This window comes from Ochrobactrum sp. SFR4, from assembly GCF_019730395.1.
Taxonomy (GTDB): Bacteria; Pseudomonadota; Alphaproteobacteria; order Rhizobiales; family Rhizobiaceae; genus Pseudochrobactrum.
Map to the genome: position 1 here is coordinate 326,330 of NZ_JAAPBB010000001.1, position 24,482 is coordinate 350,811.

General features: G+C 50.6%; 16 protein-coding genes and 1 tRNA gene. 8 read left to right on the top strand and 9 right to left on the bottom strand.

What is annotated here, in order from left to right:
* Positions 1-26 precede the first annotated feature (26 nt).
* Together HBA93_RS01385 and HBA93_RS01390 are read right to left on the bottom strand one after the other, a co-directional pair.
* Positions 27-944 (bottom strand): pseudouridine-5'-phosphate glycosidase, encoded by a 918-nt coding sequence (locus HBA93_RS01385; RefSeq protein ID WP_121991920.1) that lies wholly within the window; start codon positions 942-944, stop codon positions 27-29.
* Positions 945-984: 40 nt separating this feature from the next.
* On the bottom strand, positions 985-2,148 hold the full coding sequence (locus tag HBA93_RS01390; protein WP_286201691.1) for a PfkB family carbohydrate kinase: 1,164 nt from the start codon (positions 2,146-2,148) through the stop codon (positions 985-987).
* 347 nt (positions 2,149-2,495) lie between these two features.
* Here HBA93_RS01390 and HBA93_RS01395 point away from each other — a divergent pair, with 347 nt between their 5' ends.
* The 3 genes from HBA93_RS01395 to HBA93_RS01405 all read left to right on the top strand — a co-directional run bounded on the left by HBA93_RS01395 (position 2,496) and on the right by HBA93_RS01405 (position 6,696).
* Positions 2,496-4,193 (top strand): sensor histidine kinase, encoded by a 1,698-nt coding sequence (locus HBA93_RS01395; protein WP_221722073.1) that lies wholly within the window; start codon positions 2,496-2,498, stop codon positions 4,191-4,193.
* 188 nt (positions 4,194-4,381) lie between these two features.
* A tRNA-Arg gene (locus HBA93_RS01400) sits at positions 4,382-4,458 on the top strand.
* 438 nt (positions 4,459-4,896) lie between these two features.
* On the top strand, positions 4,897-6,696 hold the full coding sequence (locus HBA93_RS01405) for a right-handed parallel beta-helix repeat-containing protein (protein WP_221722074.1): 1,800 nt from the start codon (positions 4,897-4,899) through the stop codon (positions 6,694-6,696).
* 66 nt (positions 6,697-6,762) lie between these two features.
* Here HBA93_RS01405 and HBA93_RS01410 read toward each other — a convergent pair whose 3' ends face one another.
* Positions 6,763-7,482, bottom strand: coding sequence for an MgtC/SapB family protein (locus HBA93_RS01410; protein ID WP_121991923.1), 720 nt, complete (start codon positions 7,480-7,482; stop codon positions 6,763-6,765).
* A gap of 223 nt (positions 7,483-7,705) precedes the next feature.
* Here HBA93_RS01410 and HBA93_RS01415 point away from each other — a divergent pair, with 223 nt between their 5' ends.
* The gene (locus tag HBA93_RS01415) at positions 7,706-8,659 is read left to right on the top strand and encodes a VOC family protein (protein ID WP_221722188.1); all 954 of its coding nucleotides are present in this window, start codon (positions 7,706-7,708) and stop codon (positions 8,657-8,659) included.
* A 258-nt stretch (positions 8,660-8,917) separates the two neighbouring features.
* On the opposite strand, the gene HBA93_RS01420 is transcribed toward HBA93_RS01415, so the two are convergent.
* On the bottom strand, positions 8,918-10,354 hold the full coding sequence (locus tag HBA93_RS01420; RefSeq protein ID WP_121991925.1) for an aldehyde dehydrogenase family protein: 1,437 nt from the start codon (positions 10,352-10,354) through the stop codon (positions 8,918-8,920).
* Positions 10,355-10,731: 377 nt separating this feature from the next.
* Between HBA93_RS01420 and cueR the strand changes: the two genes are divergently transcribed.
* Complete coding sequence (gene cueR, locus HBA93_RS01425) at positions 10,732-11,187, top strand: Cu(I)-responsive transcriptional regulator (protein WP_121991926.1); 456 nt, start codon at positions 10,732-10,734, stop codon at positions 11,185-11,187.
* 39 nt (positions 11,188-11,226) lie between these two features.
* Here cueR and HBA93_RS01430 read toward each other — a convergent pair whose 3' ends face one another.
* Positions 11,227-13,254, bottom strand: a complete 2,028-nt coding sequence (locus HBA93_RS01430) for a sensor histidine kinase (RefSeq protein WP_221722075.1) — start codon at positions 13,252-13,254, stop codon at positions 11,227-11,229.
* Positions 13,255-13,519: 265 nt separating this feature from the next.
* A complete protein-coding gene (locus HBA93_RS01435; RefSeq protein ID WP_286201692.1) occupies positions 13,520-15,613 on the bottom strand; it encodes an LTA synthase family protein in 2,094 nt (697 codons plus the stop codon).
* A gap of 489 nt (positions 15,614-16,102) precedes the next feature.
* Here HBA93_RS01435 and HBA93_RS01440 point away from each other — a divergent pair, with 489 nt between their 5' ends.
* The 3 genes from HBA93_RS01440 (at position 16,103) to HBA93_RS01450 (ending at position 21,131) form a co-directional block, all read left to right on the top strand.
* A complete protein-coding gene (locus HBA93_RS01440; protein ID WP_121991928.1) occupies positions 16,103-18,202 on the top strand; it encodes a putative bifunctional diguanylate cyclase/phosphodiesterase in 2,100 nt (699 codons plus the stop codon).
* Positions 18,203-18,376: 174 nt separating this feature from the next.
* Positions 18,377-18,529: a hypothetical protein gene (locus HBA93_RS01445; protein WP_221722076.1), complete on the top strand. Its 153-nt coding sequence runs from the start codon at positions 18,377-18,379 to the stop codon at positions 18,527-18,529.
* 244 nt (positions 18,530-18,773) lie between these two features.
* Positions 18,774-21,131 carry a glucose/quinate/shikimate family membrane-bound PQQ-dependent dehydrogenase gene (locus tag HBA93_RS01450; RefSeq protein ID WP_221722077.1) on the top strand — a complete coding sequence of 786 codons (2,358 nt, stop codon included), beginning with the start codon at positions 18,774-18,776 and terminating at the stop codon, positions 21,129-21,131.
* An 83-nt stretch (positions 21,132-21,214) separates the two neighbouring features.
* On the opposite strand, the gene HBA93_RS01455 is transcribed toward HBA93_RS01450, so the two are convergent.
* From HBA93_RS01455 to adh, 3 genes are all read right to left on the bottom strand, one after another.
* Positions 21,215-21,580 carry a DUF779 domain-containing protein gene (locus HBA93_RS01455; protein ID WP_221722078.1) on the bottom strand — a complete coding sequence of 122 codons (366 nt, stop codon included), beginning with the start codon at positions 21,578-21,580 and terminating at the stop codon, positions 21,215-21,217.
* A 119-nt stretch (positions 21,581-21,699) separates the two neighbouring features.
* Positions 21,700-22,734, bottom strand: a complete 1,035-nt coding sequence (locus tag HBA93_RS01460) for a zinc-dependent alcohol dehydrogenase (RefSeq protein ID WP_221722079.1) — start codon at positions 22,732-22,734, stop codon at positions 21,700-21,702.
* 106 nt (positions 22,735-22,840) lie between these two features.
* Positions 22,841-24,358 (bottom strand): aldehyde dehydrogenase, encoded by a 1,518-nt coding sequence (adh, locus tag HBA93_RS01465; protein ID WP_121991931.1) that lies wholly within the window; start codon positions 24,356-24,358, stop codon positions 22,841-22,843.
* Between the last annotated feature and the right edge of the window lie 124 nt (positions 24,359-24,482).

Sequence of the window (24,482 nt, forward strand, 5' to 3'; positions counted from 1 at the left end):
CCGCTGCACTCAGTATGACACTGTTTTTATACGATGGCCTTATAGGCAACGGCCATACGGGCTGCCAGTTTGGCATTGTTCAGTACCAGCGCAATATTGGCTTTCAGGCTGCGGCCTTCCGACAGTTCATTGATACGTGCCAGCAGAAACGGCGTAACATCTTTACCGCCAACACCCTGATCTGCAGCTTCCTTAACAGCAGCTTCAATCGTGCCGTTAATGAATTCCGGTGTCAGTGCATCTTCTTCAGGGATCGGATTGGCAATCAGAATGCCGGTGCCTGAACCAAGCGCATGATGCAGCGCCATCGCTTTCGCGATTTCTTCTGCACTGTTCAGACGATGATCGGCTTTACAACCGCTCGAACGGGTAAAGAATGCCGGAAAATCATCGCTGCCATGCGCAATAATAGGCACGCGCTGGGTTTCAAGATATTCAAGGGTTTTCGGAATATCGAGAATGGATTTCACACCGGCGCAAACTACAGTGGTGTTGGTCATGCCCAGTTCGTTCAGGTCGGCGGAAATATCAAAGCTGTCTTCCGCACCGCGATGCACACCGCCAACGCCGCCGGTAGCGAAAATTTCAATACCGGCCAGCGCAGCAATACGCATGGTTGCAGAAACAGTGGTGCCGGCAGTCAGTCCCTGCACCATGTCTGCCGCCAGATCACGGCTCGATGTTTTTACCGCATCGGTGGTCTGTGCAAGCTGTTCCAGCTGAGTATCGCCGAGGCCGACATGGATTTCACCTTTGAGCACAGCGATAGTTGCCGGTGTTGCACCGTTTTCACGGATAACAGCTTCAACCTTACGCGCCATTTCCAGATTTTGCGGAAAAGGCATGCCATGGGTGATGATCGTGGATTCAAGAGCAACAACAGGCGCACCTTTATCAAGAGCGGCGCGGACTTCATCGCTGAAATGCATAGTCAAACGGGTCATAGCTGGAGCAGCCTTTCTGAGGGAGTTTAATGGAGATAAATCAGTCGCGAATACGATGAAGGTTCGCTTCGAGAAAATGTGCAGACAAGTCCGGATGGACACTTGCGTCGCTTTCGGTTGTCAGCGTGGCCAGCAAAGTACCGGTGCGCACTGCATCGGGCAGTTCCTTCCGGTCAAGCAGACAATAAAGCGTACCGGAAATCAGAGCATCACCCGCGCCGGTAATATCCACCGGCTGCGCAGGCACACTGGCAATATGACGGATACCGCTTTCATCGCCGATATGAACACCTGCGGCACCCATAGTCATAACGATTTTGGCAACGCCGCGTGCATGTAAGGCATTGATCGCCTGCTCGGCTGTCAGGCGCGGGGTGCCCGCAGGGTGGCGCAACAGGCTATGCGCCTCATCCAGATTGAGGAACAATAAATCCACACCACTGAGGTCCTGCGGGAGGCGCAGTGCTTTCGGTGCGGAAACCGTATCAACGGCCAAACGGAAACGACTGCCTGTTTTCTTCGCCAGCAAGGTTTCCAGTGTTGCCTGCGGCAGATTGCAATCGGCAAAAACCCAGTCAGCCGAAGCCAGATGCGGCCAGACCGCTTCCAGTGTTTCAGACTTGAACAGATCAAAAATGCCCATATCGGCAATACCGAGTGCCAGCTCATTATCCGGCCCAAGAATGGCAGCATATTCAGCTGTTGGTGCCTCATTCGTGACGATTGCACGGCTGACATCAACACCAAGCAGACGCAGATGATCGAGAATAGCGCGTCCGGTTTCATCGTCGCCAAGAATGGAAACAAAACCAATATTCACACCGAGCCGCGCCAGATTTTCCGTGACATTGCGGGCAACACCGCCATGGCTGCGATAGCCGCTCACCGGATTGGAAGTCTCGCTGATAAGCGGGGCATGGGCATGATATTTACGGTCAAAGACCGCACCGCCAATGCAGACAATACGCTTGTTCTCCGGCAGATAATAACCGCGCCCCAGAACAAAGCCCTTCTGGGTCAGCTGCACAATATGCGCGGCAACGGTAGAACGCGCCAGTTTCAGCACATCGGCAATCTGCTGCTGGCCGACAAACGGATTGGCGACAATCATCTCCAGAACAGCACGCTCCTGCGCGGAGAGATCCTGCAGATTTTGCGCACCGGCTTTCGCTGATTGGTTCACATCCTGATCGCCCTGCACCATTGCCGTTCTCCGTTTCAAGCATCCTGAGTAAGAGCCATATAGCAGAGCAATTTCAGACAATCAAACAAAAGTTACGATAAAAACTTTTGTTTTAAGTTTTTTCCAAAGGGAACTTCATCATCATCGCATAATAAATAAACTCCACACGAAAATTTGAAATTTCGCATTAAAGCACTTATATTACAGACTTGCAGGATTTTAGCCTTTGTGGGGACAGGCTTGCGGTCAGGCATATTTATGCAACTGGACAATCCGTGACCCGGGCCGCGACCTAAGCCGTGACCTGTTTTGGTCCGTGGGTGGAGACGGGGGACAGGCACAACCTGTCAGCCTGACGGATGGGTGAAATGACCTTTATGAAAAGCAAGGATTTTCAAAGGCCTGCTGACAAAGCCTCTGCAGAATCAGAAAAGAAGCGCGCCGAGGAATTACAGGTGCGCAGCCGTGAACAGACCGATCTGACAGCAGAAGGCACCGGCGCGACCTCCGGTTCCAAAACATCCCTCTCCGCGATTGCCGCCAATGCGCCTTTAAGTACAGGCATTCCGCCGGTCTTCACCAATAACGGATCGGAATTTGCAGCGGATGATCCCGATGATCTGCATATTCCGCTGCGCCACCGGCTCTCCAGCAAATTGCTTTTGATGACAATTCTGGCTGTTCTGATCGCCGAGGTTATCATTCTTGCTCCTTCACTGGCGAATATGCGCAATCAATGGCTGAATGCCAAACATACCATGATTGCCACCTCCAGCCTGTTATTGCTCGATGCGAATCCTGACACGACGCTGGAATTGCAGATTCAGGATCAGCTGTTGCGTTCCACCGGCGCACAATCCATCACGATCACCCGCAACGGTAGCAGCCGTGTTTTGGCCGCTTCACCGGAAGCTGTACAGATCGACGAATATATTGACCTGACAACAGCAACGCCGCTGAGTGATTTCTGGGGCGCTTTGCGCACTCTGACCAGTGGCGGCAATAAGACAATGCAGGTTTCAGGCCCGCCTGATTATAGCGGCACCGCGGTTGAATTTGTGATGAGTGATGACGCCCTGCATAACAGGCTGGTTAAAAATTCCCGTATTATTGCAGCCATATCGCTGCTGATTTCGCTGATTGCGGCCGCGCTGATTTATTTCATCATTCACCGCCTGCTGCTGCGCCCTGTCGGCCATATGTATGAAAATATGTTCGCCTTCGGGCAAAAACCGGATGATCCGACGCTGATTATTGACGGCTCCTGCCGCAAAGATGAGCTTGGTTATGCCCAGAACAGGCTGGCACAGATGCAGACACATCTGCAGCATTTGTTTCAGGAGCGTAAACATCTGGCGGATCTTGGTCTGGCTGTATCCAAGATCAATCACGATATGCGCAATATTCTGGCCTCAGCACAGCTGATGTCTGACAGCCTCGCTGATACGGATGATCCGGTTGTGCAACGCTTCTCGCCAAAGCTTATCCGGACGCTAAACCGCGCCATCACCTATTCCGAGACTGTGATCGCTTACGGACGGACACAGGAAGCCGTGCCTGTTCGCCAGCAACGTCTGCTGCGTCCGCTGATTCATGAAGTGGAAGATATGCTCGTGCTTCCGCCGGATGTGCAGATTGCCTTCCGCAATATGGTTCCTGTCGATTTTGAAGCTTATATCGATAAAGAACAGATGCTGCGGGTGCTGAATAATCTTTGTCGCAATGCAGTACAGGCAATGAGCGCATATCACCGGCAGCCGGAAACCGAAAAATGTCTGACAATCAGCGCATGGCGTATAGGCAGCACCTGTTATATTGCTGTGGCGGATACCGGCCCCGGCCTGCCTAAGAAAGCACGGGACAATCTTTTTACCGCATTTCGCGGATCAACACGCAGCGACGGCACCGGACTGGGGCTGGTTATTGCTCAGGAACTGGTGCGCGCCCATGGCGGAACCATAGAATTGCGTGATGATTACAAAGACGGTGCATTATTTGAGATTCGCGTCCCTGATATGCCCGTCTATCCGTCACCGTTTCAGCGCTCACAACGCAATATGGTGTAATTATTTCAACGCTCTGCGCGAAAAACGCTTTCAGGAAAACCACGCAATCGCGTGATTTTCTTATATTTATCCCCAACCTTCAAAAAAAATACAAATTTCTGAAAGTTTTTCACCATAAGCCCTTGCAATGCCAAACAGAACCCTTTAGAGAGCGCTTACCGCACCGAAACGGAGCGGTTCTAGGGCAAGCACCCGTAGCTCAGCTGGATAGAGCACCAGACTACGAATCTGGGGGTCAGAGGTTCGAATCCTTTCGGGTGCGCCACTCCTTCTCAAAATTGAGAAGTTGACTTTCTGAAGATCAGAAAACTACCTATCATTTTTCATGATTTTACACATACAATGTGCTTTCTTTAGGCACAGACCGTTTATGCTTTATTCTGACAGGCATGGCCGGACAACAATGTTCGAATTGCCTTGATACGTTGTGTTTTCTCTGCTGAAGATCAAAACTCCCCGTGCTTTTCATAACTATACATACAGATTTAAATAAATATTATCGCAACCTAAATTAGAAACAAGATGATTATTTTTGGAAAAGAAAATTCACTTTCAAATATAAAATAATTAAAATTTATTTTGCATATGCAACCACAACACTTAATGTTCATGTCATTGTGATTTGCTGGAGATATGCTCTTTGTTTACTTTCAAAAAAATCAAATCAGAAAATTCAAATCATATTTTTTCGGTTACGTCTTTATTGTTCGCGGCCTCTGCGACAATCATGCCGCAATATGCAACCGCAGCGACAGTCACCATATCACCGGATTGCAGACCGATGCAGGCGCTGCAAGTGCAGCAATTTCAGGCAACGGTCACTCCTGCATCGAATAGTAACGTTATCTGGATGGTTGACGGAGTAAAAGGCGGTGCGCCTGCAATAGGAACCATAACGAATTCCGGCCTGTATACAGCTCCTGCCAATATGGACGAATCTGTCAATGTCACTATTTCCGCAGTCTCCGCAGAAGATGAAACGGAAATTGCCAATGTTCGGATTTGTAATGCTGCCTATAGCCGCCCCGGAACAGTTTACTATGTCGCGACCACAGGCGCAGACAGCAATACAGGCAGCTATTCTGCACCATGGCGCAGCATTCAGCATGCCGTCGATCAGGTACAGGCCGGCGATACAATTGCTGTGCGTGGCGGCATCTATAATGAGACCATAACATTCAACAAGTCAGGCTCTGCGGAGAACGGTTTTATTACTCTCACTCAGTATGCCAATGAAAAACCAATCATCGACGGCAGCGGATTGATTACAGAACCCTATGGCATGAGGGGGCTCATCAGCCTCAACAGTGCAAGCTATATACGTATTAAAGGGTTTGAAATCCGCAACTACAAATCTGACACCGAATTCATTGCCATTGGCGTTCTTGCTCAGGGTACCGGAAAATATATTGAGATCAGAAACAATATTATTCACGGAATTGAAGCGAATAACCTGCCAGCAAACGGCAATGCAAATGCTCTGGGAATAGCCGTTTACGGACAACAGCCAATACCAATACAGAATGTCATCGTTGATGGTAATGAGTTATATAATCTGAAAACCGGAACCAGTGAATCCCTGACCATTGGGGGCAATGTCGATGGCTGGCAGGTTACCAATAATCTGGTGCATGACAATAATTTCATCGGCATTGATGCAACCGGATATTACAGCAACAATCCTGCGGACTATAATCGTGCCAAGAACGGCTGGATTGCACAAAACAAAGTTTACAACCTGTCAACAGAAGGTAATCAGGCTCTGACATTTGCAGCCGCCGCGATTGGCATTTATGTTGATGGCGGGCAGAATATTACCGTTGAGCGCAATATCTCTGATGCGAATGACGGAGGGATATGGTTACTCAGCGAAAATCCTGGCAAACTGACTGACTATGTAACGGTACGCAATAATCTTATCCGCTTTAACCGGAATGCCGGTATTCTTACCGGTGGTTACGATGCGATCCAGTCAGGTGGTGCCGCCCACATCTCAATTACCAACAATACTTTATATCAGAATAATCACCGTGACAGCGCAGGTATAAATTCCGGCGAACTTCAAATCGGATACAATGTCAGCAATATAAGCTTCATCAATAATATTCTTTTTGCCGAAACGAAAGGATATGTCATTACCAGCTTTATTCCCTCAGTACCGGATACAGTAAAACTGGCCAATAATTTATATTACACAACGTCCGGCAGCAGTTATACACGCTGGTTCTGGAACAATACAAACTACTACAATGACGGCACATCTTCGCATAATTTCAGCGCATTCACAGCCGTTAGCGGTGATACAGGCAGCATCATAGATAACCCTGCCTTCATCAATGCCAGCGCATCGGACTTTCGTCTTGCTGCGGGTTCCCCGGGCAGAAATAATGGCAGATTTACTGCAACAACAGGATTTCCTGCCACGGGCATCAAGGATTTTGCGATGAACCCGCGCATTATTGGCACTATGATCGACAGGGGTGCCTATGAACACGTTGAATAGCACACGGCGATAAGAGTATAATCCGGTGCCGGAGCCCTGCCCTTCCGCAACGGCACCAAGCGGTCTTTAATAGTCTTTATCCCCGTCATCGGCTGCAACATAGCGCCAGCGTACAGATGTCACCAGTGGCTCAAGACTCAGCCGCCCGATAATCTGCTCCAGAAGCGGATCCTGATTATTATCGGCACGAAACAATGCATTGACCTCAACACGATTGCTGTCTTCAATATTGGTGCTTTCCAGATCCTGAATATGCAGGACAGTGCCGAGATCACGCAGCAACAAAGCCCGCACATGCGCTTCGGCATCCCCCATACAGACAATACTGACAGCATAGCGGGTACCAAACTCCCCACCGCTGGCGGGTTGCCGGTCTATCAGATGCACCAGCGGGCGCAGAAACAAATTAACGCTGATAATAAATAAGGTGGCAATCGCTGCATGGAGATAAAAACCCGCGCCGCACATAACGCCGACTGCCGCCGAACACCATAAAGTCGCGGCGGTATTCAGCCCGCGAACATTAAAGCCTTCCTTGAAAATAATACCTGCGCCCAGAAAACCAATGCCGGAAACGATTTGCGCTGCCACCCGCGTCGGGCTGGTATCACCATCAACCAGCGAGGCAAAAAGTACGAAAGTAGCGGCACCAACCGCTACAAGTGTATTCGTACGCAACCCTGCAAGCCTTTGTCGCCATTGCCGCTCAAAACCAATAATCCCGCCGAGAATAAAAGCGGCTGCGAGGCTGGAAAATGTATTCAAAAGGCTTTCAACAGTGGCCATAATCTCTTCCGTTTTTCCTTCTGATAGCAGCGGCGCATCTCAGCTTTATGAAGAAAATGCTCCACACACCAATGCTGTGTGAATGCAGCACCGGCAGCAGAGCCCTCTTCACCTGCAAGACGCAGTGTCCTGACTTTGTCCCTGTTTTCTGCAAGGTTGCACCCTATATGGAAGATCAACAAGCCGGATCATTCCAATCTGTAAACCGGCACAGGAGGATATGATGTCACCCAATCTGACAGGTATTCATCACCTGACTGCAATCACTGCACAGGCGAAAGAAAACAAAAAATTCTACACCGAACTTCTCGGGATGCGACTGGTCAAGAAAACCGTCAATCAGGATGATACCAGTGCCTATCACCTGTTCTATGCCGATGGTCAGGCCTCCCCCGGTTCTGATCTCACCTTCTTCGACTGGCCGACTGCGCCGGAAAAACGCGGTACTCATTCCATCAGCCGCACTGGTTTGCGTGTCTCCGGTCAGGACTCGCTTGAATATTGGCGTAAGCGACTGAGTGATGCGCATGTGCAGGCCGGCGATATTCAGCTCATCGACGGACGCGCCTCTCTGGATTTTGAGGATTTCGAAGGCCAGCGTTTTCGCTTGCTGGATGACGGTAAAACCGGTGAATCGCATCCTTGGCAGAAAAGTCCTGTTCCTGCAGATCATCAAATCCGCGGTCTCGGGCCGATCATGATCAGCGTACCGGATCTGAAATATACGGAGCCTTTTCTCATCAAGCTTATGAATATGCGTAAGACCCGTGACTATGCCTCACCAGATGGTCATGGTCATGTCCATGTTTATGAAATGGGTGAAGGCGGGCCTGCTGCTGAGCTGCATGTGGCCGTGCAGCCTGATCTGCCTGCCGCACAACAGGGTGCAGGAGCTGCCCACCATGTCGCGTTCCGTACACCGGATGAGGCTGGCATGCAGGAGTGGCTGCGCGTGCTTAATGACCATAAGATCCGCTCTTCCGGCGAGATCGACCGGTTTTATTTCCGCTCGCTTTATTTCCGCGAAGGCAATGGCGTGCTGTTTGAAATCGCCACGGACGGACCGGGCTTTGCAAGCGATGAGCCAATGGAAAGTCTGGGAGAGAGCCTCTCTCTGCCACCGTTTCTTGAAGGTCGCCGCGCTGCCATTGAGCGTAATCTTAAAGCCTTAGACTAAATAAAAAGCGGAGAGGCTTCCCTCTCCGCTTTTTATTTCCAGAGCATAATTCCTTAAACTTGGATCAGTTTAAAGTAACATTATGCTCTAATTTTTAAAGTGTTAGAGCGAGTTTTATGTGCCCAGTCCGGCACACAGCGCTCTAGAGCATTTCACTGTCAAGTTGGATCAACTTGACGCCCGTGATAATGCGACCAAATAGAATCTAGAGCGAGCGCTATGATCCAATCTGGACGTAATCCGCTCCAGTCCGTGATATCAGCCTGCCAGCGTATAGGCGGTTTTGACGGTGGTATAGAATTCTGCTGCATAGCGACCCTGCTCACGCGAACCGTAACTGGAGCCTTTGCGACCACCGAAAGGCACGTGGAAATCCACACCTGCGGTTGGCAAATTGACCATCACCATGCCTGCATCGGAATTGCGTTTGAAATGCGTGGCATATTTCAGGCTGGTTGTTGCAATGCCGGAGGAAAGGCCGAAAGCCGTGTCATTGGCCGTTGCCAGCGCTTCTTCATAGGATTTAACACGGATGACGCTGGCCACAGGGCCGAAGATTTCCTCGCGGGAAATACGCATCTGGTTTGTCGCCTCTGTGAACAAGGCAGGGCGCAGATAGAAGCCCGGTGTGCCGCGTTCCAGTTGCTCACCACCAAAGGCCAGTTTCGCGCCTTCCTGTGTACCAAGTGCAATATAATCCAGGTCCTGCTTCAGCTGACTGTCGTCTACCACAGGGCCGATATGCGTGCCGGATTTCAGCGCATCATCAATCACCAGCGTTTTCATGCGGGCAACCAGTGCATCAACAAAACGGTCATGGATACCGTCCTGCACAATCAGACGGGAAGATGCAGTGCAGCGCTGACCGGTTGAAAAGAAAGACGAATTGAGCGCGGCTTCAACGGCCACATCGAGATCGGCATCATCCAGAATAACAAAAGGATTTTTACCACCCATTTCCAGCTGAAATTTGCGGTTATGCACGATAGAAGCCGCAGCAACACGCTGGCCGGTGCCGGTGGAGCCTGTGAATGTCAGGGCATGCACATCCGCGCTATCCAGAATAGCCTGACCGACAACCGACCCTTTGCCCATCACCAGATTGAGCACGCCTTTTGGCAGGCCTGCGCGGTGCAGAATATCAACAATCGCATGGGCGCAGCCCGGCACCAGATCGGCAGGTTTGAACACCACCGTGTTCCCGTAGCACAGTGCCGGTGCAATCTTCCATGCCGGAATAGCAATCGGGAAATTCCACGGCGTGATAATGCCGACCACCCCAACCGGTTCGCGGGTGATTTCCACACCGATATTCGGACGTACAGATGGCAGAACTTCACCGGCAAGGCGCAGAGCTTCATTGGCAAAGAAGTCAAAAATCTGCGCAGCGCGCATGGTTTCGCCTATGGCTTCCGGCAGGGTTTTACCCTCCTCGCGTGCCAGCAAACGACCGAGCTCTTCCTTACGTGCCAGAATCTCATCCGAGGTTTTGCGCAGAATTGCATGACGCTCCATGATGCCGGAGCGTGACCATGACGGAAATGCTGCCTTGGCGGCTGCAATCGCGCTCAATGCATCAGCCTGAGAGGCGCGGGCATATTCACCCACCACATCATTGGTATCAGACGGGCTGATATTCGGGATCGCCTCGCCGCCAACCCATTCGCCGTCAATCAGATTCTTATGCAATGTCATATTCTGCAAACTCCCCTTTGCGAATAGCCGGTCACTTGTTCCGCCAGTATCATGTCATATATGATGCATCAAACTAATATCATTTAAAGCATTGTGACTATGGTTCAGGCCTCATAAAGCGATGCTCATTCGGAATGATCCTGATATATCAGTATCTACAGGAAAAACGTGCGGCTGTCATCACCCAATATATTTTTTTGAGCATAATTCCTTAGGTTGGGATCAGCTCAAGGTACGATTATGCTCTCATTTTAAAATGTTAGAGCGAGTTTTATGCGTCAGTCAGGCGCACGATACTCTAATCTCAGCACAGCATCTTTGATAAAGTCCTGCGTACCCTATATAAATAGCAAGACAAGAAACAGAGCGGAGCAGTCATGATTATCGGCGAAGCAGAAAAAGCATCCGGCATTTCAGCCAAGATGATCCGCTACTATGAATCCATCGGCCTGATTGATGCAGCTGACCGCACAGCCTCCGGCTATCGTGTCTATTCCGACCGTGACGTGCAAAATCTGCGTTTCATACGCCAGTGCCGCGATCTCGGCCTGTCACTGGAGCGAATTAAACTTTTGCTCAATCTCTGGCGTAATGATCAGCGTGCATCATCTGAAGTAAAACAGATTGCGCTGGCGCATGTGGCTGAACTGGAAACCAAAATCGCAGATATGCGCTCCATGGCGGATACATTGCAAAAACTGGCAGACCGCTGCCATGGCGATAATGATCCGGATTGCGCAATTATCAATGCTTTGTCGCTGCAAAATCAGATGACACTCAATAAGAAAACCAACGGCTCAAAAAGCAGCGCTAAAAAACAGCAACCGCACTAATCTTGCAAAAGTGTTTGCCTTGAGCAATCCGCCCCTGCTTTACACGGGGCTTTCTGCAGGCATATCAGGCAATGGCAGTTCAATAACAAAAACAAGGCCGTTTTTGTCCCATATTTCCTCAAACGATCCGCGCATCTGCACATCAATACTGAGCTGTTTGAGACGGGAGCCAAAACCGCGTTGTGACGGCTCCTGAATAATTTGGGGACCGCCGGTCTCCCGCCACTCAATCCGCATAAAATCCTCATGTCCGGACAGCTTGATACGGACATGCCCCTGCGGCACGGACAATGCTCCGTGCTTAACAGAATTTGTCATCAGTTCATGGAAAACCAAACTCATCGGCGTTACATGCTCAACCGGGCATAAAAGTGCATCCCCTTCTATGGAAATGCGCTCCTGATCCGAAAATACATAAGGCTGTGTAAGACGGGTCAGCAAATCATTCAGCGAGATATTGATATGTTGTCCGGTTGCAGCTGATGTTTTCTGATAGGTCAGCTCAAATGCACCCGCCAGTGCTGTCATGCGTTCCCGCATCTGGCCGACATAATCCTGCACATCCGTTTTGCCCCGTGCGGACAAGCTCATCAGGCTGATAATCACCGCGAACATATTTTTCAGCCGGTGGTTCAGTTCCTGCGCTACCACTTCCCGCTGCTCCAGCGCCAGCTGTTCAGCGGTCACATTCACAATCAGTCCGAGAACCGAAGGTTTTCCTATATCCGTATAGATACGCCTGCCAATACCTGTGACCCATACCGGATGCGGTTGTTCCGTATCACGGATACGGAAAGTCTCTCGGACAATATCACCTGACGTCAGTGCATTGCTCAGAGCCGTTTCCACACGCAGCTTATCTTCCTCGTGCACAAGAGGCATAAAATCAGTCACAAAATTGATTTTACGTCTGTCTTTAAATGCCAGCATATGACTGGCGCGACCATCCAGACTGACTTCGGCATCTTCAGGATTATACTCCCAGACACCAATATTACCGGCATCCAGCGCCATTTGCAGGCGCAATTGCGCTTCCAGAAGTTTCAGCTCTTTTGCACGGTTGCGCTTATCGGCCTGTATCAGCGCCTCACTGACAACATCCAGCTCACTAATGCCCGAGCCCAGCGGCTTTATCGCCTGCACATCCCCCACAGTCATAGCCTGCGCTGCCAGTTTTCTGACCGGCTTCGAAATCCGGCGTCCGAAAAAGCCCGCCAGCAAAGCGCTCAGCAATAATGTGCCCAGCAGCAGAATGATAAAATATGCAAAAGCCACCCAAACCGGCCAGTTCAGCTCCGAGCGATTGACACCGATCGCAATCCGCCAGTCACTCAACGGAGAACGGACATAATAACCGACTACCTGCTTGCCATCCAGAATCTGCCCGCGCCAGCGCCCCTGCACATCCTTGGTTTCCGCACGTAACTTATCCGGTATCTGACGTCCCGTATAATCATCGCTGTTATTATTGCGTGCCAGAACCTGATCGTTCTGATCCACCACAACCGCAATCCAGTTTTTGGAAATACCGCTCAAATTCAAAAGATCGGTAATGCGCTGTGCTTCCATACTCAGCGCCAGAAAATAATGAATTTTCCCGTCAACAAAGACCGGCCTTACCACTGTAAAACAATAGGGCGTATTCTCATGAACACGCCGGACACCAGTGACATAGGGTTTTCCTGCCGCTTTGGCGGCCGCCAGATCTGTTTTTGTCAGCAGCGGTAAATCACTGACCCGCGCAGGATCCGAGGCAACCAGCAATTTCGCCTCAGGATCATAGACCGTAATATTGATGTTTAATTCCTGCGCCATATCATGCAGGGTTGTCTGAAGAATATCAAAACGGCCATTCTTCAGAATATTGGAATAGCTGATAATTTCAGCAGCACGCTGAAGACCGTAGACTTCCCGGTCAATTGTAATGGCGAGTGACTGGGTGACATCAAAAGCCTGATTTTCAATATGGCTTCTTTCCTGCAAAACCAGCAGCCATAAGAAAAAGCCGACCAATATAATCAGAGGAAGCAACAGGGCGAGCGCAAACAGCGTAAGATGTCGCTTCAAATCTGCCCCTCCCTGATCGGTTCAGTGCAGATGCCGGTCATTTTGCGGGATAAACCCGTTCTGATGGCAGTCAGACAAAGAACGATAGTCGCAATCTTTGACCGAACATAAAAAAATTATACCATCATAGCAAGTCAGTAAAAATACGGACTCTCAATCCGGTCAGAGTGTTTCCGGTTAAAAACTAAAACGTTAAAATCGCTCTGATCTTTTGTTTTTACGCGTATCCTATCCGGAAACTGCCTCACATTTTTCGGGATATTTTCTAATACTGCGATGTAACCTGTTTTTTGTTGTCCTGACCGGTTGTCGCATAGATACCGGCACTCAGAAACGGAAAGATCTTTTCTTTAGAATAGCTGTTTCCGAACATCATATCATACTGCACCTGACGGTAATCCTGCAAAATCTGCGGCATCACCGGTTGCTGCATCCATCCGGCATGCGGCGTATAATCTTTATCCAGCAGCAAATGGCCGTCAATCACGCTGTATTCCTGATGCACTTTGCCCAGAAAACCGGTGTAATAAGGGTGCTGGAGGCCAGCCATTTCCAGAACATAAAGTGGCAGAAAAGACGGGCTGATTGTGCCGACACCACGCAGGCTGTCTGTACGGCTGGACCACAATACCAGCGGCGTTTCATGCTGCGCCAGCATATGATCTGCCGTATCAACGCGACTGGCCGTACGGTTCTTCATATAACCGCTCTCAACATAGACATCACCAAGCGGTGGCAGATGATCACCGAAGAAAACAATAATTGTCTCCCGCTCGCGTTTCTTTGCCCACGCCATCAACCGTCCGAGATTGATATCCGCATCCTGTGCACCCTGTGCAAAAGCCCGCACAGACCCTTTGGATGCCTCACTCACAGCACTGTCTGCATTGGTGACAACCTTGATCTGGCTGTCCGGATAACGGCTTGGCGCATAAGGGCCATGCCCCTGCAGGGATACACCGAACAGGAACAGCGGTTTTTCCGCCTCTTCAGCCGAGCGGATAATCTCGCTGGTAAATTCCTCATCTGACGCCAGATGGCCTTTTTTCATCAGCTCCGGCAGATTTTCTTCGGACAGGAACTTATCAAAGCCGAAATTTTCATAGACAGAGCCACGGTTCCAGAACCACTGGCGATAGGGATGCAGCGCACGGGTTTCATAACCCTGCTCACTGAAAAATGAGGCCAGAGAAGGCACTGGTCTGCGCACATATTGCTGATAAGGAATGCTGCCATAAGGCAAAAAGGCATTCGAAAATCCGGTCAGCGCTTCAAATTCAACATTCGCGGTCATACCGCCGAATTCCGGAGAAAACACATGGCCGGACTGGTTGGCACGCACATTTTTGATCGGATCTTCATCAAAGGCCACACCCGGAAGACGGGATGGATCCCAGAAAGATTCACTCATGATCACAATAACATCCGGCTTTTCGTCATTACGTGCAACAACCGGAACAATGGTATTGCCATGAACGGATGATGATCCGCCCAGCAGGCTGCTGTCAGCATCAGCAGGGAATAAATATTCCGCAATACTCGCAATCCGCTCCTGCGAATAGCCGTTCGGCGCTGAGACATTGGCCATAGGAATATTGAAAATAAACGCCACAACCAAACCGTTATGAGCGTAATTTTCTTTCTGATCCCACATCATCGGCACAATACCCATGCGGTCACGGATATAGGAGAAGCTGGAATAATCAGAAATACTGCCGAACCAGATCAAAGCCGGCAAAGCCGCAGCAAGACGCACTCCGCGCGCCGCCCAGCTGAGACGTGGCACAGAACGCCGGAAAAAGCGCCAGCAAAAATACAAAGCCGCAAGTGCTGCCATCGAAGCGAGCACGATCAGCACCGCATCCAGCGGTCTGTCGCGCACCAGCAACGGCATCAGATCAACGACCTGGCGGGTATAAAGCAGGTCACTCGGGTAGAGCGGATCACCAAGATACATGCCCTTTTGCCGGCTGAACCAGGCAAGTCCGAGCAAAACCGGCGCAACAATCAAAATACCTTGCCACAAACGCCCCAGCAGGCTGTCCAGCAAAAACAGTGTGAGGAAAACAAGAGCTAATGTTGTCCAGAGCGGACGATGTGTCAGCGTAAAATACTGTTTCCACGATGCTGCAGAACCGCGCATCAGCCACTCGGTCAGCATGACTACAGACACAGTGAGGAACAGTGTGCCGGCTGTGGCAATCAATGCGCGCCAGAACCAGTGCCTGCTGGCAAAATATGCACAAAACCGGCCAGTGCGGCGCGCCGCCTTCCGCTTATCCCCGTGATTCAGCGTGCTGTCAGAATAAGGGACAGCATGCGGTGCATGATGAGGGACCGGCGTCGCAAGATTGCTCAATGGGCAGCTTCCAAAATAACAGGAACTTTCCGGTTCCTGCAGCGTTACATCATGTGTCTGCTTGTCTGCCTCTGCCGGCTATTTGCCCGGTCATAACGGATAAAAAGCAGTCACAAAGACGTCACAAAAACTTCACACAGGCGTTAGCTTTTAGGTAAACAGGCAGTCCGAAGCAAGAGATGACAAAGACCAAAGACAACAAATTCTGTTACCGGATATGCTTCGGTAGTGTTTTGCAGCCAAAACAGCAAAATCGTAAAAACCTGCACCAAGTAACGGAATATAGCCGGCACGATAATTCTCTATATTTTTCAAACAGATGCAAATTCATCCGATATTTCCCCTCAGAAATATCCGGAAAAAAATTATCGCAGACTTGTAATGTAGTTTTAAGATTTGTGATGTGTCGTGTAGGCTTATCACGCGGCCCAAACAACCGCACGGCACTGCCGGGCATTTTGTTTGCCAACTAAAAGACACGGAGCCTTTATGACAACTGCCCCGCTGAATAGTCAGATTGACTCCCCGCTGTATTTTCAGCCTGCTTTATCAGAGAATGATTTTCGTCTGCTCTTCACACAACACCCTATTCCGATGTGGCTGTATGATCCCATTTCTCTCAAGTTTTTATTGCTGAATGACGCTGCTTTTGAATTTTACGGTTATACGCCGGAGCAGATGAGCCGGATGACCGTGCTGGATATCCGCCCTGAATCCGAGCACGAACGCATGATTGCTGCCATCCATACGGAAAGTGATTTCGGAAAGCCGCAAGTCTGGAAACATCTGAAAGCCAATGGCGAGACGATTGAAGTCATCACCTATGGGCGACGCACCAGTTTCAACGGTCAGCCTGCTATTCTCGCGGTTATTCAGGATCAGACAGAAATCCGCAAAGCACGTAATGAAATCAGCCAAACCCGCTCATTGCTCGACAGCCTGATCAAAAACCTGCCGATCGGGGTTTTCATTAAAGATATGCAGGATAGCGGGCGCTATGTCCTGTTTAATGAAACGGCCAGTGCGATTACCGGCAAAGAATCTGCACATGTTATCGGCAGAGCCGATCATCAGGTTTTCAGTGAAGAAGATGCCCGCAACTTTGTCACTCAGGATCAGTATGTCATGGAAAGTGACAGTGTCTTTACTGTTGAAAGTGAAATCCCGTTGCAGAGCCACAGCCGTCATGTACGGGTGATGAAACGTACAATTCCGGCGCAAAACGGAGAAAAACCACGTTATCTGATAGGACTGATGGAGGATATTACGGAAGAACAGGCTTTGCAGGCACATCTGACCTATACGGCCATGCATGACTCGCTGACCAATCTGCCGAACCGTGTCTATTTTTCGCGTCACACAACGGGTTTATTTTCTCAAAAGGAAACAGCCCAGAGCCATGCTCTGCTGTTTCTTGATGTCGATCACTTCAAACATATCAATGACAGTATCGGCCATGCGGCAGGCGATGCCCTGCTCTGTCAGGTTGCCCGCCGTCTCAGCGCCTTTCTGAAACCGCAGGATTTTATCGCCCGCCTTGGCGGCGATGAATTTGCGATCATCCATCCTTTTGATCCGGATAATCCCGATCACCGGCAGGAAATAGGCCATTTTGCCGAAGAAATTACCAACCTGTTCAGCAAGCCGTTTCATCTGGACGGCAGTCCTGAATATGTCGGCTGCACCATTGGTGTTGTCATTGCGCCGGATGATGGCGAGGATATTGATACGCTGTTACGCAATGCTGATCTGGCGCTTTATGCTGCCAAGGCAGACCGGCGCGGCGTCTACCGCTTCTATGAAAGATCCATGCGCGAGGCGGTCGAAAAACGCCACCGTACCGCGCTGGAACTGCACACAGCTCTGCAAAACAATGAATTTGTACTGTTTTATCAGCCGATCTTCTCACTGACGACAGATCTTATTACCGGTTGTGAAGCCCTGCTGCGCTGGCAACACCCGACACGCGGACTGGTCACCCCGGATGATTTCATACCGATTGCCGAAGATACCGGCATCATTTCTGCGATCGGCGCCTGGGTTTTGCGGCAGGCCTGTCAGGATGCCATTTCATGGCCGGAAAAGATTAAGGTTTCGGTCAATCTGTCGCCGGTACAGTTTAACAGCCGCAACATGCTGGATATGGTGAAATCTGCCCTTGAAGAAAGTGGATTACAGGCCAGCCGTCTGGAACTGGAGATTACTGAAACCGTGTTGCTCTCCAATACCGAGCATAATACCGAGCTGTTATTCGAGCTACGCAATCTTGGCGTGAGCATTGCTATGGATGATTTTGGCACCGGCTATTCATCCCTCAATTATTTGCGAACCTTCCCTTTCGATAAGATCAAGATTGATCGCAGTTTTGTGTCTAATATTGATGACGACAAACGCAATCTGGCGATCATTCAGGCTGTGGTTTCGCTGGGCAGTGCATTCAATATTGTGACGACAGCAGAAGGCGTGGAAACACAGGAACAGCTCACCCGTCTTAAAGATGAACAATTCGGTGAGGTACAGGGGTTTTTCACCGGAAAACCAATGTCACAGCGTGATGTTTGTGACTTCATCGCGGAATATGACGGATAAAATCATATATTTAAATTAAGTGCATCTCTTTCGGAAAATCCCTTTACCTTCCCATCATGGGAAGACCTATCTTCTTGTTACCATCAACAAAAGCGCCGACATGCGCCTGAAGCTGACAAGAAAGGCAGAGCCCCTCCGATGCGATTTTCCGTGTGAACATGCCTGAAGATCATCATGACACAATCCGTTTCCTCCACTGTTTTGCTCTATCCGTTCTACGGTATCGCGCTTTCACCGGTTCTGGCAGCGGCAGCCATAGCACTGTCCGGCATCTTCGTACTGATCAATGCGCTGCGTCTGCACAGTTTCACCAGTACACGCCTATAAAAGCTCCATCCTCTCAAGGCTGATGCTTTTAAACAAAACGCCGTCCGTAACAGGGCGGCGTTTTCATTGATCAGAGAATTGATTTACTTATTGTTTTACAGAATTTCCCGCGTTTTTTCCTGTCAGAATTAACTGTATCTGTGTCGATTCATTTGTTCTATTTTCAAATAAATGTTTCGAAGCACTTCCCGCTGTGCTTTACTGATCTATATTCTTCCCCATTCAATAAATAAGGGGTAGCATTGTGTTAGTTTCATTAACAGCCATCCTCTTTGCGTTCATAGGCATCGCACTTGGCTATGGTGGCATAAAACTCGCCCTGCTGGGCGGCAGCCTTTATTACATTATTACCGCGGCCGGTTTCTTACTGACCGCCATTCTGCTTTTTACCCGCCGCGCTGCGGCACTATGGGTTTATGCCCTGATCATTCTCGGTACACTCGGCTGGGCGATCTATGAGGTCGGCTTTGACTGGTGGCCGCTCGGTTCACGCGGCGGCATTATTGTGCTGCTCGGTCTGTGGTTGCTGCTGCCGCCTATCCGCAAAGCACTGAGCCCTGCCAGCAGAGAAATTGCACCGACTGTTGAGCAGGCGCGCGCTGGCAATGCCAGCCCTTTACCCTTGCTGGCAGCAATAGCTGCTGCACTGATTGTTGCCGGTGTTGCAATCTCAAAAGACCCGCATAATCTTGATGGTTCCCTGCCGACAGAAGAAGTGGCGGCTGCGCCCGATACCGGCAATGCTGTGCCGGATGGTGAATGGCATCAATATGGCCGCACACAATATGGCCAGCGTTATTCTCCGCTCACGCAAATCACACCTGAAAATGTGGCCAAGCTTGAACTGGCCTGGCAATATCGCACCGGCGATGTGCGCCAACCGCAGGATGTGACAGAAACAACCTATCAGGTCACACCGCTCAAGATTGAAGACACGCTCTATCTCTGTACCCCGCATAATATTGCCATTGCGCTGGATGCGGATACGGGCAAGGAAAAATGGCGTTATAATCCGGAGGTCAGCGCCAATACACAGCGCCAGCACCAGACCTGTCGTGGCGTAACCTATTGGAAGGACCAGACAGTTGCCGCAAATCAGGCCTGCTATGAGCGGGTTTATCTGCCGACATCGGATGCGCATCTGATCGCACTGGATGCCAAAACCGGCCAGATCTGCGAGAGCTTTGCTGACAAGGGCGTGCTCGATCTGACCCGTGGCATGAAATATAATCCGTCCGGCTATTATTATTCCACCTCTCCGCCAACCGCGATTGACGGCAAGATTATTGTCGGCGGCGCGGTGAATGATAATTTCTCGACTGAGGAACAGTCGGGCGTTATCCGCGCGTTTGATATTCTGACCGGTCAGTTGTTGTGGAACTGGGATTCCGGCAATCCCGATGTCACCACACCGATTGCCGAGGGCGAACATTACACAACCAACTCACCAAACAGCTGGTCAGTTTTCAGCGCCGATGAAAAGCTCGGTCTGATTTATATACCGCTCGGCAATCAGGTGCCGGATCAGCTCGGCATGGGGCGCAGCGAAGCGGTGGAGAAATATTCCTCATCCATCACCGCTCTTGATGTGAATACCGGTCAGGTACGCTGGGTGCGCCAGACTGTGCATCATGACCTGTGGGATATGGATGTGCCTGCACAGCCGGTACTGCTCGATATCACCAAAGACGGACAGGCCGTGCCTGCACTGGTTGGGCCAACCAAACAGGGCGATATTTATGTACTCGACCGGCGCACCGGTGAGCCAATCATTCCGGTGACAGAAGTTGCAGCGCCGAAAGGTGCAATACCGGAAGATTTCTCGGCACCGACACAGCCGCTTTCCGGCCTGACATTCAACCCGCCACCATTGACGGAAGCTAATATGTGGGGAGCGACGATGTTCGATCAGCTCGCCTGCCGCATCCAGTTCCGCTCGTTGCGCTATGAGGGCCGCTACACCCCGCCTTCCCTGCAAGGCACAATTGTTTATCCCGGCAATTTCGGGGTGTTCAACTGGGGCAGTGTGGCGGTTGATCCGAAACGCCAGGTGATGTTCGGCATGCCGACCTATCTGGCCTTCACCTCGCGCCTTGTGCCTGCGGATCAAATTCCGCCGAAAGGTGAAGATGAAAAAGCCAGCGAACAAGGGCTGAACCGCAATGACGGCGCACCTTACGGCGTATTTATGGGGCCATTCCTCTCGCCGCTCGGTATTCCATGCCAGTCGCCACCATGGGGCTATGTCGCGGGTGTCGATCTGCGCACCGGCAAAATCGCCTATAAGCATAAAAACGGTACGGTTGAAGATATGGCACCGGTGCCAATTCCGCTGAAACTTGGCGTACCGGGTATTGGTGGCCCGATGATCACCGCAGGCGGCGTTGCCTTCCTCGGTGCGGCTGTGGATGATTATCTGCGCGCTTATGATCTCACCACCGGCAAGCAACTCTGGCAGACCCGCCTGCCCGCAGGCGGTCAGTCCACACCGATGAGCTATACCGGCAAAGACGGCAAACAATATGTGCTGATTGTTGCCGGTGGTCATGGTTCAGTCGGCACCAAAGCCGGTGATTATGTGATGTCCTATAAATTGCCATAAGCAAAACCGAAAAAGAAAAAGGGCGGAAATTTCCGCCCTTTTTTACGTCACACGGTTTTACAAAGTGTCTTGGGAGAGACAATTTAAATTTTACAAATTGTTGAGCGGGTCAAAAAACGCACTTCACGGCCATTATCCAGCGAAAACATACCGCCCCGCCCCGGCACAACATCAATAATCAGATCGGTATGTTTCCATGCTTCATATTGCGAGTGGCTGATATAAAACGGCGCACCGCCAATCTCACCCAGCTGTACATCCTGATCACCGATCAGAAAGTCCCCCTGCGCATAACACATCGGCGATGAACCATCACAGCAACCGCCGGACTGATGAAACATCACCGGCCCGTATTCGCTCTGTAATTCGGCAATCAGTTTGAGGGCGTCAGGTGTCGCAGTCACCTTGTTCAAAGATGCAGTATCTGCATTATGATCTGCTTCAGTCATGACACCCTCCTGTCTAGTTTTTTGCTGGTCGCATTATCCTACGTATCGAAGCGGGATGAGAAATCAGTCCAGCGAACTGATTTCCCCGCGAAGACGCTACACACTTTTGCTGGAAATGCTCATTTAGTCATATCCATTACGATACGGCCTTCGATTTCACCTTTACGCATCTTGTCGAAAATCGCGTTGATATTCTCCAGCCGGTCAGTGCTGATCGTCGCCTTCACTTTACCATCAGCGGCAAAATCAAGCGACTCCTGTAAATCCAGCCTTGTGCCGACAATAGAACCGCGCAAAGTCACGCCGTTCAGCACCATGTTGAAAATCGACACCGGAAACTCACCTGCAGGCAGACCGTTAAAAGCAATTGTGCCGCCGCGCGACATCATCCCCAGCGCCTGCTGGAAAGCTTTTGGTGAAACCGCTGTCACCAATGCGCCCTGCGCACCGCCATCGGTCAGTTTTTTCACTTCTGCTGCCGGATCATTACTGGTTTTGGCATTAACGGTTGCAACCGCCCCAAGCCGTCGCGCCAGATCAAGTTTGGCATCATCAATATCGACAGCCACAACATTCAGTCCCATGGCATTGGCATATTGCACCGCCATATGGCCAAGCCCGCCAATACCGGAAATCACCATCCAGTCACCAGGCTTCGTATCGGTAACTTTCAGCCCTTTATAGACAGTCACACCGGCGCAGAGTACCGGCGCGATTTCGTTAAATTCAATATTTTTAGGCAAATGTCCGACAAAATTCGGATCGGCCACCACATAATCGGCAAAACCGCCATTCACCGAATAGCCGGTATTTTCCTGAGATTCACACAAGGTTTCCCAGCCGCCGAGACAATGACGACAATAGCCGCAAGCAGTGTAGAGCCACGGAATACCAACACGGTCACCTTCCTTGACATTTTTAACACCGGCACCGACAGCGGAAACAAAGCCCACACCTTCATGACCCGGAATAAATGGCGGATTTGGTTTTACCGGCCAGTCGCCTTCTGCGGCATGTAAATCCGTGTGGCAAACACCGGAAGCCTGAATGGCGACCTGAATTTGCCCCGGGCCCGGCACCGGTACCGGCACTTCATCAATTGTCAGTGGTTTTCCGAATTCCCGCACCACAGCGGCTTTCATCGTCTTTGCCATAACATTCTCCTATTGCAGAAAGAGGGCACTCTTTCTGCTCCATTTATGAAGTCAGCATTGCGAAAGGAGGGTGATCCGAATGCCTCGGATCACCCTGTAGATATTGTCAGAAGAAGCCCAGTTTTTTAGGGCTGTAGCTCACCAGCATATTTTTGGTCTGCTGATAATGATCGAGCATTTTCAGGTGGTTTTCACGCCCGATACCGGATTGTTTGTAACCACCGAAAGCCGCATGTGCCGGATAGGCATGATAGCAGTTTGTCCAGACGCGGCCTGCCTGAATACCGCGTCCAAAGCGGTAAGCGCGGTTGCCATTCCGTGTCCAGACACCAGAACCCAGACCGTAAAGCGTATCATTGGCGATGGATAGTGCTTCTTCATCAGTCTTAAAGGTCGTGACCGAAACCACAGGGCCGAAGATTTCTTCCTGAAAAATCCGCATCTTATTGTGGCCTTTGAAGACCGTCGGCTTCACATAAAAACCACCAGCCAGATCACCGCCAAGCTGGTTACGCTCACCGCCGGTCAGTACTTCCGCACCTTCCTGACGACCGATATCCATATAGCTGAGGATTTTTTCCAGCTGTTCCTGCGAGGCCTGTGCACCGATCATGGTTGCCGGATTGAGCGGATCACCCTGCACAATGGCTTCTACACGTTTCAGAGCTTTTTCCATGAATTTATCGTAGATTTTCTCATGGATCAGCGCTCGGCTCGGACAGGTACAAACCTCACCCTGATTGAGCGCAAACATCACAAAGCCTTCGATGGCTTTGTCGAGATAATCATCATCTTCCGCTGTCACATCTTCAAAGAAGATATTCGGCGATTTACCGCCCAGTTCCAGTGTCACCGGAATGAGATTCTGGCTGGCATATTGCATAATCAGACGGCCGGTGGTGGTTTCACCGGTAAAGGCGATTTTGGCAATGCGCGGGCTGGAAGCCAGTGGCTTACCGGCTTCAAGGCCAAAACCGTTGACAATATTCAGCACACCGGCAGGCAAAAGATCACCGATCAGTTCTGCCAGCACCAGAATAGAGGCCGGTGTCTGTTCAGCTGGTTTCAGCACCACGCAGTTACCGGCAGCCAGTGCCGGTGCCAGTTTCCACACCGCCATCAGGATCGGGAAATTCCACGGAATAATCTGCCCGACAACTCCCAACGGCTCATGGAAATGATAGGCAACCGTATCATGATCAATCTCGGAAATGCCGCCTTCCTGCGCACGGATAGCACCGGCAAAATAACGGAAATGGTCAATTGCCAGCGGCATATCGGCATTGGTGGTTTCGCGGATCGGTTTGCCGTTATCCCAGGTTTCAGCCTCGGCCAGCAATGCCAGATTGTCCTGCATGCGGTCAGCGATTTTATTGAGGATCAGCGCACGTTCTGCGGCACTGGTGCGTCCCCATGCATCTTTAGCGGCGTGAGCGGCATCCAGTGCCAGCTCCACATCCGCAGCATCAGAGCGGGCAACCTCGCAGAGAACCTGCCCGTTGACCGGTGAAATATTCTCAAAATAACGTCCGGATTTTGGTTCAACCCATTTGCCGCCGATAAAATTACCATAGCGTTTGGCAAATTTCGGGTGAACAGTACGGCTTACTTCAACCTTATTCATTGTCTCTCTCCCTGTTTTCCTTCGGTCATAGCTTTCGCATCTCTCCTCAGATGCGAACGCCTGAACTCGAAGATAGTGTTGCGGGAAACACCCCGCTTGTCATGAGGCCAGCAGTGCCTGCACA